11 protein-coding genes, 3 tRNA genes and 1 pseudogene are annotated in these 14,024 nt (G+C 69.6%); 7 read left to right on the plus strand and 8 right to left on the minus strand.

Annotated elements, in window-relative coordinates; genetic code table 11:
• Positions 1–24 precede the first annotated feature (24 nt).
• Positions 25–1,479 (minus strand): FGGY family carbohydrate kinase, encoded by a 1,455-nt coding sequence (locus AB0958_RS05635; protein WP_366889006.1) that lies wholly within the window; start codon positions 1,477–1,479, stop codon positions 25–27.
• 133 nt (positions 1,480–1,612) lie between these two features.
• Entirely contained in the window at positions 1,613–1,915 is a 303-nt protein-coding gene (locus tag AB0958_RS05640; RefSeq protein ID WP_366889007.1) for a YtxH domain-containing protein, read from the minus strand.
• Positions 1,916–2,047: 132 nt separating this feature from the next.
• On the opposite strand from AB0958_RS05640, the gene AB0958_RS05645 reads away from it, so the two are divergent.
• The 5 genes from AB0958_RS05645 to AB0958_RS05665 all read left to right on the plus strand — a co-directional run bounded on the left by AB0958_RS05645 (position 2,048) and on the right by AB0958_RS05665 (position 4,002).
• A tRNA-Asn gene (locus AB0958_RS05645) sits at positions 2,048–2,120 on the plus strand.
• 5 nt (positions 2,121–2,125) lie between these two features.
• Positions 2,126–2,198, plus strand: a tRNA-Asn gene (locus tag AB0958_RS05650).
• A gap of 178 nt (positions 2,199–2,376) precedes the next feature.
• Positions 2,377–2,450: transfer RNA gene (locus AB0958_RS05655), tRNA-Ile, on the plus strand.
• 468 nt (positions 2,451–2,918) lie between these two features.
• A complete protein-coding gene (locus tag AB0958_RS05660) occupies positions 2,919–3,137 on the plus strand; it encodes a hypothetical protein (protein WP_366889008.1) in 219 nt (72 codons plus the stop codon).
• A gap of 175 nt (positions 3,138–3,312) precedes the next feature.
• A complete protein-coding gene (locus tag AB0958_RS05665; protein ID WP_366889009.1) occupies positions 3,313–4,002 on the plus strand; it encodes an SDR family oxidoreductase in 690 nt (229 codons plus the stop codon).
• Between the two features lie 164 nt (positions 4,003–4,166).
• On the opposite strand, the gene AB0958_RS05670 is transcribed toward AB0958_RS05665, so the two are convergent.
• The 6 genes and pseudogenes from AB0958_RS05670 to AB0958_RS05695 form a co-directional block, all read right to left on the minus strand.
• A complete protein-coding gene (locus tag AB0958_RS05670) occupies positions 4,167–4,466 on the minus strand; it encodes a BBE domain-containing protein (RefSeq protein ID WP_366889021.1) in 300 nt (99 codons plus the stop codon).
• A gap of 327 nt (positions 4,467–4,793) precedes the next feature.
• Positions 4,794–5,639, minus strand: coding sequence for a helix-turn-helix transcriptional regulator (locus AB0958_RS05675; RefSeq protein ID WP_366889010.1), 846 nt, complete (start codon positions 5,637–5,639; stop codon positions 4,794–4,796).
• Positions 5,640–5,977: 338 nt separating this feature from the next.
• Positions 5,978–6,190, minus strand: a pseudogene (locus AB0958_RS05680) (DNA-binding response regulator); the annotation flags it as partial.
• 36 nt (positions 6,191–6,226) lie between these two features.
• A complete protein-coding gene (locus tag AB0958_RS05685; protein WP_366889011.1) occupies positions 6,227–7,666 on the minus strand; it encodes a histidine kinase in 1,440 nt (479 codons plus the stop codon).
• A 170-nt stretch (positions 7,667–7,836) separates the two neighbouring features.
• Positions 7,837–9,984 carry an MMPL family transporter gene (locus AB0958_RS05690; RefSeq protein WP_366889012.1) on the minus strand — a complete coding sequence of 716 codons (2,148 nt, stop codon included), beginning with the start codon at positions 9,982–9,984 and terminating at the stop codon, positions 7,837–7,839.
• Between the two features lie 814 nt (positions 9,985–10,798).
• Positions 10,799–11,728, minus strand: a complete 930-nt coding sequence (locus AB0958_RS05695) for an ADP-ribosylglycohydrolase family protein (RefSeq protein WP_366889013.1) — start codon at positions 11,726–11,728, stop codon at positions 10,799–10,801.
• 536 nt (positions 11,729–12,264) lie between these two features.
• On the opposite strand from AB0958_RS05695, the gene AB0958_RS05700 reads away from it, so the two are divergent.
• Positions 12,265–12,642 (plus strand): type II toxin-antitoxin system RelE/ParE family toxin, encoded by a 378-nt coding sequence (locus AB0958_RS05700; protein ID WP_366889014.1) that lies wholly within the window; start codon positions 12,265–12,267, stop codon positions 12,640–12,642.
• Positions 12,639–12,977: an XRE family transcriptional regulator gene (locus AB0958_RS05705; protein ID WP_079662454.1), complete on the plus strand. Its 339-nt coding sequence runs from the start codon at positions 12,639–12,641 to the stop codon at positions 12,975–12,977. Before AB0958_RS05700 ends, AB0958_RS05705 begins: the two co-directional genes overlap by 4 nt.
• The last annotated feature ends 1,047 nt before the right edge of the window (positions 12,978–14,024 follow it).

Genomic DNA, 14,024 nt, shown 5'->3' on the forward strand with positions numbered 1-14,024 from the left:
ACGGCGTATCCGCCCTCTGCCCGGTTAGGACCGGAACGCCCCGGGATGGGTCTGTTCCCGCACGGACACGTACTGCTGCCGCACCGCCTGTCCCACCGCCAGTTCGTCACCCGGCTCCAGCACCTGGGCGGTGGCGCCCTGCCACACCGGCGGGGTCCGCGGGTCCAGGGCGCCCTGCGACACCCCCAGCGCCCAGGCCGCCTGCCGCGCCGCGCCGATCGCCGCGTAGTCCGCCGGCTGCGGTACGACGACCTGCGCACCGAACAGCATCGGCGCCGCCGCCTGCACGGCCGGCAGCTCGGCGGCCGGCCCCAGCAGGAAGACCCGCCGCACCTCCGCCCCGCGCCCGCGCAACACGTCGAGCGCGTCGGCGAGCCCGCACAGCATCCCCTCGAAGGAGGCGCGCGCGAGATGCTCGGCCTTCATCGACTCCCGGCGCAGCCCGGCCAGCGTCCCCGCGGTGTGCGGCAGGTTCGGCGTCCGCTCGCCCTCCAGGTACGGCAGCATGACCAGCCCGTGCGAGCCGGGCGTCGACTTCATCGCCAGGTCGGAGAGGCTCTCCAGGTCGGGCAGCCCGAGCAGTTCGGCGGTCCCGCGCAGGGTCCGCACGGCGTTCAGGGTGGTCAGGACCGGCAGGTGCATGCCGGTGGCGTCGGCGAGCGACGTGATCATCCCGGAGGGATCGGCGAGCGCCTCCGGATGCACGGCCATGACCGACCCCGAGGCGCCCAGCGACACCACGGCGTCCCCGCGACCGAGCCCGAGACCGAACGCGGCGGCCATGGTCTCGCCGGTCCCCGCGGAGATCAGCAGCCCTTCCGGGGTCGTACCGGCCGCGTCGGACGGACCGATCACCTCCGGCAGCATGGCCTGGTGCCCGAGGGCGAGTTCGACGAGGTCGGGCCGGTACCCGCCGGTGGCCGCCGACCAGTAACCGGTCCCGGAGGCGCCCCCGCGGTCGGTGGTCCTCCTGACCGGCCGCCCCAGCAACTGCCAGACCAGCCAGTCGTGCGCCTGGAGCAGTACGGCGGTGCGCCGGGCGTTCTCCGGTTCGGTCTTGGCCAGCCAGCGCAGCTTGGTCACCGGCTGGGCCGCCTGCGGCACACTGCCCACGGCCTGCGCCCAGGCCTCCCGCCCGCCGAGCGCGTCGATGAGATCGGCGGCGGCGACCTGGGCGCGCTTGTCGCCGCCGACCATCGCGGCGCGCACGGTGTTGCCCTGGGCGTCGAGCGGGACCAGCGCGTTCTGCTGCGCGGACACGCCGATGGCCTGCACGCCCTCCAGGAGACCGCCGCCGGCCGCCTCACCGAGGGACAGCAGCCAGGCCTGCGGGTCGACGTCACTGGGGCGCGCCGCGCCGTCCGGCGTGTCGACGGGGTGCGGTGCGTATCCCTGCCGGAGCACCGCACCGGTGTCCGTGTCGCAGACCACGATGCGAGTGAAATCGGGTGAGCTGTCCAACCCGGCGACTATCCCCATGCCCGAAATTCTGCCGCACGCGTCACTGTGGTTCGGCCGACGGGCGCCTTTCGGGCGGCGGCCGCCGCCCGCGGCCGCGCACAGGCACGGCCGCCCACCCCGCGGGGTGGACGGCCGTGGCGCAGAAGGGGCCCTACGTGGCGCTGGTGCCCCAGTCGTCCCCGCCGTCGCCGTGGCTGCGCTCGCGCAGCGAGCGGACGCGGGCGGTCACCGAGTCGGGCACCCGGTCGCCGACCTTCTCGCTCACCGTGTGCAGGGCCTTGCCGGCGTAGACGCGGCCCTGCTGGGCGGCGGCCTCGGCGGTGTTGCGGACGGCCGGGTTCTGGGCGACCTGACGGGCGGACTTCTTCAGCTGTTCGTAGCGCTCGCGTCCGGCACGCGTGCCGAGCACGTAACCCAGGGCGAGCCCGACGACGAACGTGAGCTTGTAACGCATGACGGCGACCCTTCCGGTGTGGGGGAGTACCGATTGGCGGAGCACCCCCCTGCTTGCGCTAATGTATGTGTCGCAGCGAGCGCCCGCCCCCTGGCGACTACCCAGGGAGTCACGTTCGATGCAACGAGGCATTCCTCCGTAGCTCAATTGGCAGAGCAGCCGGCTGTTAACCGGCAGGTTACTGGTTCGAGTCCAGTCGGGGGAGCTCGGTCCTCCGTAGCTCAATTGGCAGAGCAGCCGGCTGTTAACCGGCAGGTTACTGGTTCGAGTCCAGTCGGGGGAGCATGCTGAACGAGGACCCCTGGTGGGGTCCTTTTTCATGTGCCCGGGAACCGCCGGGCCTGCGTCGATGTCCTCAAGGTCATGAACGTCGCAGTTCGCCGACCAGCCGAAGCAGGAGATCGTATGAGCGGCTATGCTGCGGCAGACGGCGCGCACACTTGTACGCGACACGCCGCTATGGGGCGGTAGCTCAGCCGGTTAGAGCAGCGGACTCATAATCCGTCGGCCGTGGGTTCGAGTCCCACCCGCCCCACTTGCGCAGGCTCCTGACCTGCGTAAACGTTCAATTTGTCCTGTCGGGTCGTCAAGTTAGCCTGAACGGACTGAATCCGCTGCTCGCACCTTCGGAGTCCGAGGGCACTCGGGAGAGCTCCAACCTCCCTGACCTGCGGCGGAGCAGGTGAACGCGGTTGTCGCTCGCCGTCCGGGCGGCTGCGCTGATGGGCGACGCCAAGACCCAGGGGCCGTACAGGGGCCGGGACGACACGCTCGTGTCCAGGCCGGCGGTCTCCATGGGCCGATTCGCTGTCCTGTTTGTTCGTTGCGCGGCATCGGCTGCGCGCCGCGGCGCGGTCAGTCGCGTACCGAGCCGACGGCGGAGGCAGCGGAGACACCGTGGTGGGCCTGACCGACCGGTGCCTCGACGTCATCGCCTGGAACTGGGGCTGCCAGTCGCTCTTCGGGAGCCTGGACATGCTGCCGGACGGCGACCGGACTTGCTGTGGCTGGCCTTCATGCCACCCCGGTTCAGGGCGCTCTCTCCGGAGTGGAGGCCGAGGCGGCTGCCATCCTCCGGCAGTTCCGCGACCGACTCGGAGACCGGGTAACGGCGCCGGCCCGCCGGGCCATGGCGCGCCGACTGGAGGAGTCCAGCCCGGACTTCCGAAGGCTGTGGCGGGCCCTGGCCGTCGCGCCTCCCCGCCCGGGGCGACCTCCTTGATCCAGCAGTTGACCGTGGGTTCGTCCACGATGCGGCGGGCGCCGACGGCCCCCCAGGGTTCGAGGGCCGACCAGGGCTTCTGCCTGGTAGCGCTGCCACCAGCACAACGCGCATCTGGAACGCCCTCTGGCGGGACCTCAGGATCGGTGGAGCAAGCAGGGAGCGACTGGAGGCAATGATGCGTGTTGTGGTCTTGGGCGGTACGTCGGGTATCGGCCTGGCGACGGCGGAGAAGCTGACGGCGGCCGGCGCCGAGGTGATCGTCACCGGACGCGACGCCGAGAAGCTGGCCGCGGTCAAGGACCGGGTGGCCGGCGCCGAGCAGGTGGACGGCACCGACGAGCAGGCCGTCGCCGCGTTCTTCGAGCGGGTCGGCTCCTTCGACCACCTGGTGCTCGCCTTCAGCCCGGGCGCGCTGGGCCTCGGCCCGCTGGGCGGCCTGAGCGTCGCGGACATCAGGTCCGCCTTCGACGGCAAGCTGTTCGCCTACCTGACCGCCGTCCAGAAGGCGCAGGTCACCGGCTCCGTCACGTTCGTATCCGCGGCCACCGCGCGCTCCGCCGCCCCCGGCACCGTGACGTTCGCCGCGGTCAACGGCGCGATCGAGCGGATCGTCTCGCCGCTGGCGGCCGAGCTGGCGCCGGTTCGCGTCAACGCCGTCGCGCCGGGGGCCGTGGACACTCCCTGGTGGTCGTTCGTGCCCGAGGAGGCGCGGGCGGGCCAGTTCACCGCGATGGCGCAGGACCTGCCGATCAAGCGGGTCGGCAAGCCCGGCGAGGTGGCCGACGCGATCGCCTATCTCGTCGGCGCGGAGTACGTGACCGGCACGATCCTCCCGGTCGACGGCGGCTTCACGGTCGCCTGACCGCGAACCGCTCCACGGAGCCGGGCCCTGCCGGGCGGCGGCTCCGCGAGAGCCGAGCCGTCCCCCGGGCCCGACCGCGCCCCACCGGATCCGGTCAGGTCCGGTGGGGCGCGGTGCTGTCCGGGTGGGGCGACGACCATGGAGCCGGGCCCCGTCCCGCGCCCTCACTGCGGCAGCCGGACCGACCGCGGGTGCCGGAAGACGTCCGCGGGGTCGTCCGCGGCCTTGATCCGCTGGAGCCGCGGGTAGTTGTCCTTGAAGTACAGCGTGTGCCACGGCGCGCCCGAGGTGTTCCAGGCGGGGCGGCCAGGCCGGTGTCCGGGGAGTTGATGTACGAGCCGTCGGTGGCCCCGTCCGCCACCGGCACCCCTCCGGTCGCCGCGTGCATGTCCTGGTAGATCCCCCGCACCCAGGCGAGGTGCTTCTCGTCCCGCGCCGGGTCCGCCCAGGCGGCCCCGGTGCAGGCCTTCAGGACCGAGTCCCGCTGGGCCACGGCGGTGGCGGCGGGATCCACCGCGTTGACGCGTCGGCCGTACGACAGGAGGTTCACCGCACCCCGCCCGGTGAAGGCCAGGTCGGCCAGGTGCCGGTACATGACGGCGAGGCGTTCGGGACGGTCGTACCGTTCAGGACTCCGGCCATGTGTGCAGCACACCCATCGTGCCGCTGGTCCGCCCCGGCGATCCACCGCACGCTTTGGACGGGGAGGGACCAGGGAGGGGCCCCCGAGTGTGGCGAACTGTTCCAGAAGGCGCGGCACAGCACCGCCAGCGCCACGCCAGTGGCGACGATCAGGGGGCGGCCCGGTCTCCGCGTTCGCGCACCAGCTCGCCCAGCCGCCGTTCCAGGTCCGAACCTGGCTTCACGAGATAGGACACGAGGGTCTTGTCGTCGTCCGCGACATGCATCTTGATGTACTCCAGCTCGATCACACCCAGCAGCGGATGGTTGATGGTGCGCGGCTTCGGGACGAACGGGGCCAGCTCCTTGAGCTGCCACAGCCGGACGAAGTCGGGGCTGGACTCCTCCAGAGCGTCGAGGAGTTCCACGACGTCCGGATCGAGGATGCGCTCGCCCGCCTGGGTCCGGAACAGCGCGAGGGTGTGCGAGGCCTCCTCCTCCCAGTTCTCCGACATCGCCCGTACCTCCGCGGAGGTGAAGGTGAGCCACAGGACGTTGCGGCGCTCGTCGGCGAGGGCGCCCAGGTCGCCGTAGAGCAGTTCGCACCCCTGATTCCAGGCCAGGATGTCGAAGCGCCGGTTGACGATGAAGGCGGGATTCGGGTTCAGGTGGGTGAGCAACAGCTCGTACTGCATGGGGAGTTCGGGGCGAGATGGGGCGTCGCCCGGCGGTACCTCGTCGGCCAGCCGGAACAGGTGGTCGCGTTCGACCGGGTCCAGGCCCAGAGCTTTCGCGAGGCTGCCGAGGACCTGCCGGGAGACCCGGATCTCCCGCGCCTGCTCCAGCCACGTATACCAGGTGATGCTGAGGCCGGCGAGCGTGGCGACCTCCTCGCGCCGCAGTCCCGGTGTGCGCCGCTGGCCGACGACCGGCAGCCCGGCGTCCTGGGGCTTGCGTCGCTCGCGCCGACTGCGGATGAACTGAGCCAGCTCACGCCGCTGTTCCCGCGTGCTCACATGATCCCCTCTTTCTTCCCTACCCGCCGACCAGCCTAGATGGTGGCCGCGCCGGGACCGGCGTGACGGGGCGATGACGGTGCCGTCACGACCCCTGGGCCACGTTCTCCTGGGTTCCAACCGACCACGCTCACGCGCCGACCGAAGGGCCGGACCGATGGAGGACCTCTCCTTCCAGTAAACCGTCGATCGCCCTCTGGTCCATCGGCACGCGGTGAACGAAGTGTTTCTCGCCGACATGGTGCCGATCGACCGTCGAGGATCTTGGCGGCCCTTGCCGATCGATGCTCAACTTTGCCGTTTTCCCAGGTCAGGCGTGCTGATCCGGGTCACTCCTGTGCGGTGAGCACTTCGAGCTCGCGCTCGGTGAGCGCGGAGAGCATCCGCTCCTGCTCGGGGCTGCGGCCGGGCAGGCGGTCGGAGAAGGCGTCGATGAGCTTGCGGGTCAGGCCGGGTGCGATGACCGCGTCCCCGGCGGCCACCGCGCGGATGCCGGCGACCAGTTCGTCGGGCAGCGCGTCCTTGAGCAGGAAGCCGCTCGCTCCGGCGCGTCAACTGGAGCGTAGCGAGGTCGACACCCTTGCGGCCTACGTCAAGGCGCTCGGCGCGGCTACTGCTGCGGTGGGCGTCGAACTCATCGACTCCCAGGGGTCATGGGTTCGAGTCCCACCCGCCCCACCAGTGCAGGGTCGTGACCTGCGGAAACGTTCGTTCTTGGGTATCGGATCGTCAACTTTGCCTGAACGGACTGAATCCGCTGCGCGGGGCTTTGGGTCCGGTGGCCCCCGGGAGTTGCGTCCCGCGGTGACCTGTCCGCCGTAGAGGGCGGCCCGTTCGCGCATGCCGACCAGGCCGTGACCGCCACCCTCTCGGTCGGTCGCCCGGGGTGCTGCGGCCGGTCCACTGTCCTCGACGCTGATGTGCACGGCGCCTGAGACGACGGCGATGACGACGCTCACTGTGGTGTCGGAGGCGGCGTACTTGAGGGTGTTGGTCAGGGCTTCCTGGACGATGCGGTAGACGGCGAGTTCGAGTCCCTGACCGAGGCCGGTCAGGTCGCCCTCGGTGTGCAGGGTGGCGGTGGGACCGGCGTCCCGGACCCTCGCCAGCAGGGCGTCGAGGTCGGCCAGGCCCGGCTGCGGCGCGAGCGGGGTGGCCTCTGGCTTCTCGTCGTCCGCGCGGACGACGTTGAGCAGACGGCGCAGTTCGGCCAGGGCGCTGCGCCCGCTGTCGGCGATGATGTGCAGCGTGTCGGCGCCGCGTTTGGGAGAGGTCTCGGCGAGGCCTGCGGCGCCGTCGGCGAGGCCGACGATCACCGACAGGGTGTGGCCGAGGATGTCGTGCATCTCGCGGGCGACCCGGGCGCGCTCGTCGGCCACCGCGAGGCGGGCCCGCTGATCACGCTCTGTCTCCAGGCGGACGGCCTGGTCCTCCAGAGCGGCGATGTAAGCGCGTGCGACCCGGCCGGCCAGCCCCAGTCCGACCGTCGCCACGGTGCTGACGACCAGTACGGTCACCATGGCCGGGACCTGGGTGAAATACGACGTTGGCCCGTACGACGAGAAGACCAGGCCGGTCACGACCGCCTCGGGAAGGCTGACCGCGAGGGTGACGGCCAGTTGGACCGGGGTCCCGAGACGGGCCACGTTGTACAGGGCCACCAGACGGCTGACGTTGGAGCCCGCCATGACACCGGTGGCGATGTCCGCCACGGACACGGCCGCGATGAAGGCGAAGACCGGCATGGGACGGCGCTCGCGCCACAGCAGTGGGACGGTCAGCCCGATCACCAGCGCCGCCACCGTGGGGACGCCGGGCCCGGAACCGTCGACGGCCTTCGCCAGGGCGGGGATCCCGAACATGGCCTGGAGGACGGGCAGCCCCCAGTGCCTGACCCGAGGGTGGGCCTGGTCGGCCCGGTTCACCCGGACGAACCAGGACAACAGCCGGACGATCATGCGGTGCTCGGAGTCGCCCAGCAGGGTTTCGGGGTCGCCGACCCGTTCCACTGTCGGCGGTGAGGTCACTGCGTACACCTCCGTGGTGCGGGACGACCGCCCGCCGGTCCCCCGGGGGAAGTGGGACCGGCGTGCGGGGTATGGGTGTCGGCCGGGGTGCGATCCGGCCCGGGCTGGCTGCCCAGGGCCAGTCAAGGGGTTGCCTGCCTGGCCCTGGACCGGATCGTACGGCCGTCCGGTCAGCTCCGGCCGGGTGACGCGGGTGTCAGCGACTCGTGCCGCCCGTCGGACTCCAGGTCGGCGTCCTGCTGCTCGGCGAGGGCGTGCCGGAGCTTCTCGCCCTCGACGTCCACGTTGGGCAGGAAGCGGTCGAGCCACTTCGGCAGGGCCCAGGCACGGCGGCCGAGCAGCGTCATCACGGCGGGTACCAGGGTCATCCGGACGACGAAGGCGTCGAACAGGACGGCGGAGGCGAGGCCCAGGCCGATCGACTTGACCAGCAGCACGTCGTCCAGGAGGAAGCCACCGAAGACGGAGATCATGATGATCGCCGCGGCCGTGACCACCCGGGCGCTGTGCCGGAAGCCCGCGACGACCGCCTCGGTGGGCTCGGCCCCGTGCACGTGCGCCTCCCGCATCCGGGTGACGAGGAAGACCTCGTAGTCCATGGCCAGCCCGAACACCACACCGACCAGGAAGATCGGCAGGATGCTCGTGATCGGCGCGCTCTGGTCGACGCCGAGGGCGCCCGCGAGCCAGCCCCACTGGAAGACCGCGACCACGACACCGAGGGTGGCGCACAGGCTGAGCAGGAAGCCGACAACGGCCTTGAGCGGGACGAGCAGTGAGCGGAAGACCAGCAGCAGAAGCACCAGGGCGAGACCCACGACCACCGCGAGGTACGGCACCAGGGCGTCGGAGAGCTTGGTGGCGACGTCGATGTTCAGCGCGGTCGTACCGGTGACCATCATGTCGGCGCCGGTGTCCTTGGTGAACGCGGTGCCATGGTCACGGATGCCGGAGACCAGGTCGATGGTCTCCTGGCTGTTCGGGGAGCTCTTCGGCACGGCACGGATCAGCGCCACGTCACCGGAGGCGTTGAACTGGGCGGGGCTCACCGACGCCACGTCGTCCGTCGTGCCGAGCAGGGTGACCGCGTCCGCTGCCGCGGTCTTGGCGTTGCCGCTGCCACGGGCGTCGACGACCACGGTCAGCGGGCCGTTGTAGCCGGCACCGAAGCCCTTGGTCACGGTGTCGTACGCGACGCGGGCACTGCTGCCCGGGGCGGCGACGGAGTCGTCGGGCATTGCCGTCTCCAGCGACAGCGCCGGAACGGCCAGGGCCAGCAGGCCCACGACGGACACAGCGAGCATCTTCACCGGGTTGCGGGTGACGAACCGCCCCCAGCGCACGCCCATCGACTCGCCCTCACCGCGCTCCAGCCTCCTCATGCGCCCGGTCTTGAGCCTGCCCTTGGTGATCCGCTTCCCGGCGAAGCCCAGCATCGCGGGCAGCAGGGTCAGCGCGATGATCACGGTGAGGCCGGCGAACACCACCGCGGAACCGGCGGTGCCCAGGGCGCGTCCGACGGCCTCCTCCGGGTCCTGGCCGTCCTTGAGCTCGTTGCGGTAGCGGGAGACGATGAACAGCGCGTAGTCGATGGCGACCGCCAGGCCCAGCATCAGCGCGAGGGTCGGGGCGGAGGAGCTCAGGTTCCACAGGTGGGTCGCGATGGTGATCGAGAGCATCGCCATGGCGACACCGAAGATCGCGGTCAGCAGCGGCAGACCGCCCGCGGCCAGCGAACCGAAGGTGATGACCAGGACCACGGCCGCGACCGCGATGCCGATCAGCTCGGTGGGGCCGGTCGTCGCCTTCTCCTTGACAGCCGTGCCGCCGACGTTGACGGTGAGGCCCGCCTTGTCGCCCTCGTCGGCGACCTTGTGCAGGGCGTCCTTGGCCGCTTCACTGACGTCGGCCTGGGCGACCTTGTACGTCACCTGCGTGTAGGCGATCGTCCCGTCCTTGCTGACCGTCCCGGAGACGTACGGGTTCGAGACGCTCGCCACCTGCGGAGCCGTCTTCAGCTCGGCGACGAGGGCGTCGACCTCGGTCTTGGCGCTGCCGGACGTCATCTTCTTGCCGTCGGCCGTCTGGAAGACGACGCGCGCGCCGGCACCCGATGCGGACGCCTGCGGGAACTCCTTGCCCAGCAGGTCCAGCGCCTGCTGCGACTGGCTGCCGGGAACGGTGAAGGTGTCGATGGCGTTGCCCGAGGTGTTCACGGCGCCGAGCCCGAGGCCCGCCAGTACGACGATCCACAACAAGGTGACCAGTCGGCGTCGCCGGAAGGCTAGCCGGCCCAGCCGGTACAGGAACGTGGCCACGGATTACTCCCAGATAGCGGACGAAGAAAGTGGTGCGAAGAAGGCGCCGGTCTCTGCGCGGGCCCAGAACTCACGCTAAGAGCGTTCCGAGCCGTCTCAGCGGCACAAACGGACCGAGTAGCGGCGGCGGCCGTAGTACCCAGGTACTACGGCCGCTCATCCTTGGCTCGGCTCAGACAGGCGTGAGCAGCTTTTCCAGACGCGGCGGCTTCCAGCCGCTGACGTTCTCTTCCATGCATTCGGCTGACCTGCGCGGACGCGGCTGCTTCTGTCGTGAGCGTCCAACTCATCTACTCCCAGGGGCCATTGAGGGGCCACAAGGACAGGAGCACATCGACAAGCACCGCACAGGGCTGACACGGGTAAGCGCGCCTGACCTAGGAAAACGGCAAAGATAAGCGTTGATCGGCAAGGGCCGCCAAGATCCCCGAAGGACTCATAATCCGTCGGCCGTGGGTTCGAGTCCCACCCGCCCCACCAGCGCAGGCCTCTGACCTGCGGAAACGTTCATTTTGTCCTGTCGGATCGTCAACTCCGCCTGAACGGACTGAATCCGCTGCTCGCGGGTTCGGAGTCTGGCGGTGCTCGGCGGAGCCCCAGCCCGTCTGACCTGCGGCGGAGTAGACGAGTTACGTTGTCGCTCGCCGTCCGGACGACTGCTCTGAGAGTCGATGCCAAGACCCAGGGGCCGTACAGGGGCCGGGGCGGCGCAGCCGTGTCCGGGTCGATGGTGTCTCCAGGGCGATTCGTTGTGCCATGTGCAGGTTGCGTGGCACGGGCTGCTGTTCCCAGCGCGGCGGAGCCGGACCCCGGTTCAGCCTCCGAGGCGGTGTGCAAGATGGAGCAGATCTGCCAGGTGCAGCACCCGTCCGTCGAAGCCGGGGAGGGGGACATGGAGCAGCTGGGTCCAGTGAGCGGGGATTGCGCCCAGCCCGTAGTAGGCCCCCGCGAGGCCTCCAGTCACCGCGGCGACGGTGTCCGTGTCGCCGCCCAGGTCGATCGCCGCGCGTATCGCGTCTTCGAAGCTGGTGGTGGTGCGCAGGGCCCAGACGGCGGAGCCCAGGCAGGGCCAGACGGCACCGTTGAACTCGGTCGCCTGATCGGGGTGCCAGTCGGGCGCGAGGACGGTGGCGTAGCGGCCGCGGTGGTCGGGGTGGACGAGAGTCAGAATGTCCGGGAGCGCGGTGAGGGGGTCGGTGTCCTCGAATGTGAGGCGGATGAGTTCGTGGAAGATCGCGGTGCCTTCCCAGGCCGCGCGGTCGCCGTGGGTGAGGGCAGCGATGCGGCGGGCCGCGTCCATGGTGGCTTCTTGGCCGGCGGGCGCGAAGTGAACCGCCGAGGTCGATGCCCGCATCAAGGAGCCGTTTCCCGCTGCTCGCTGGTTGACCTGGAAATGGATCGCGGCGGCGAGGTCCCAGGGCATGCCGTTGGTCAGGACGTCTTCGGTCTGCAGGCCGATGTCCTTGGGGCCTGATGCTGCCCACCGCTGGAAGCGGGCGAAGATGTCCGGCAGATCCAGTCCGCCCCGCTCCAGCAGCGACTCCGCGACCAGGACGGCCATCTGCGTGTCGTCAGTGGCCTCGCCGGGATCCCAGCCCCCGCCTCCGCACATCTCGCCACCGGCACCAGGTGCGGGGAACCGCGCGGAGAAAGCTCCCTGGGGACCGAACTCGAAGGGGCCGCCCAGGGCGTCACCCACCGCTGAGCCGACGACCGTGCCGGCGGCCCGCTGAATGCGCTGCATTCGCGCAGGCTATCTGTGTCGCGCCTACGGCCGCGCGGCCCCATTTTTCCTTCGGCTCCTCGGATCATCGGCGGCGAACGCGTCTCGTCCACGGAGGTGCGTCGCCCGAGACACCTTGGGTCAGCGACACCCGTACAGGTCGCATAATTATGACGAGCCGTACAGGCTCCGCCCAGGGGCACGGCGAAATCATCGAGGGGGGACCCGCCCGTCTCACGCTCGCCGTGGGCGCCGCCCTGCACGGCACCGTGGCGTTCGCGACGCAGGACACAGCCGATCCGAAGGCGGCACTCGACGGCATCGAGGGTCTGGTGCGTGTCCACTGCTGCATGGTCTCCAGCCGCGCTGACCTCTCGGAAGCCCTTCGCGCCATCCCGCCAAAACCACTTAGATCCCGAAGCAGGCGTTCTCGACCCGGCAAGTAGTGACATGCCCGCCGTCAAGGCAGCAGGTGACTGCGAGAAGCGCAGGCCTCCCATTATGACGTCAGCGGTGTATGCTGCCAGTGTAATAAATTGCAGATGGGGGACGTGTGCATGGCTTGGAAGATCGTCGTGGTCGAGCCGGCTCTCTCGTGGCTTCACGAACTGCGCCGCACTGACCGTGACACCCTGATTCAGGTCAGCCAGGCTGTCACTGCCCTTCAGGAGGAAGGTCCCGCGCTGGGTCGGCCTCTGGTGGACACGATCAAGGGTTCGGAGTTGTCGAACCTCAAGGAGCTCCGCCCCGGCTCGGCAGGGGCCACGGAAGTGCGGTTGCTGTTCGTGTTCGACCCGGACCGTCAGGCCGTGATCCTCGTCGGCGGGGACAAAGCCGGGAACTGGTCCGGCTGGTACCGCGTTGCGGTGCCCCAGGCGGAGCAGGCCTACGCGGAGCATCTGAAGCGAATCGATGGAGAGGACGGGGCGCGATGACTGATCACCTCAAGGACCCGCAGGCCGTCTCCTGGGGAGACCTGGCAGAGGATTTCGCCTTCACTGATGCTGAGAAGGATCAGATTCAGAAGGGGGCGCAGGCGATGGTCCTGGCCTCCCGTGTGCATCGCCTCGCCGAGTTGCGGAAACGGCAGCACACCACACAGGTCCAGGTTGCCGAAGCCATGGGCGTCACCCAGGCTCGCGTCTCGCGTATCGAGAAGGGCCAGTTGGAGCGCAGCGAGGTCGACACCCTCGCTGCCTACGTCAAGGCGCTCGGCGGCAAGCTGAAGATCGTCGCTGACTTCGGTGACGAGACCTACGTCCTCGGCTGATCCGATGGGCGCGCCTGATCCGATGGACGCGCCGCGACCAAGGTCTATGTGCAGTTCGGTGAACAATCTCGCTTCTTGAGGGATGGTGCTCCACCTCGGAAAAGGGGATGGGGCATCATCTCGTCGGTAAGGGAATCCGCTGTGCGAGGGTTCCATCCCCTTGGTTGAACTGGGCGGACGCGGAGCCGCTGTGGCAGGAGTCCAACCTGTCGAGTCCCAGGGGCCATTGAGGGGCCACAAGGACAGGAACAGACCGACAAGCCCCACGCAGGGCTGACACTGATCAGCACGTCTGACCTGCAAGAATGGTGTGAATCGGCAATGATCGGCAAAGGCCGCCAAGATCCCTGACGGACTCATAATCCGTCGGCCGTGGGTTCGAGTCCCACCCGCCCCACCAGCGCAGGACCTCTGACCTGCGGAAACGTTCATTTTGTCCTGTCGGATCGTCAACTTCGCCTGAACGGACTGAATCCGCTGCGCGCGAGTTCGGCCTCGTTGCCGGTGTTGGTAGTGCGAATGCCCCCTGGCCTGCACTGATGTTCCGGCTCGTAGCGGTTGAACCTTGCGGTATATGGCCCCTGTGGTTGGTTGGGCACTGGATTCTGGACGCCGGCTGGACGCGAGCAATCGCAAGTGCCCTCTGGTGATCTTCGAGTCGGCCCGCTGTTCTGGGCGGCGTGTGGGTGAGGTCGTCCGTCCGAGGGTGCGGCGGCCGAGGTGATTGCTGGGATAACGGCCGTACTGAAAACGGCCCAGCGCGTCCTTGCGTGACCGGCGCAGGTAGAGGTTAACCTCGATCTTTCTTGACGGTCTGCCGACAGAGTCGGCAGACCGTTTCGCGTTCCGTGGCTGCTGGCGGGCAGGCTGGTAGCCCGACTGACGTGTCGGGTGGGCGCCGGGTTCCACTGCTCCGGAGATGATGGAGCTGCTTGCAGGGACGGGAAAGCTACTGGTCAGACTGGAGTGGCCAGTTGGTCGAGCCGTTCCAGGGCGCCGGTGATGACATGGGTCCAGGGCCAGTGGCGAGCGAGGCGGAGAATCTGG

The organism is Streptomyces sp. NPDC006655, assembly GCF_040703965.1.
Taxonomy (GTDB): domain Bacteria; phylum Actinomycetota; class Actinomycetes; order Streptomycetales; family Streptomycetaceae; genus Streptomyces.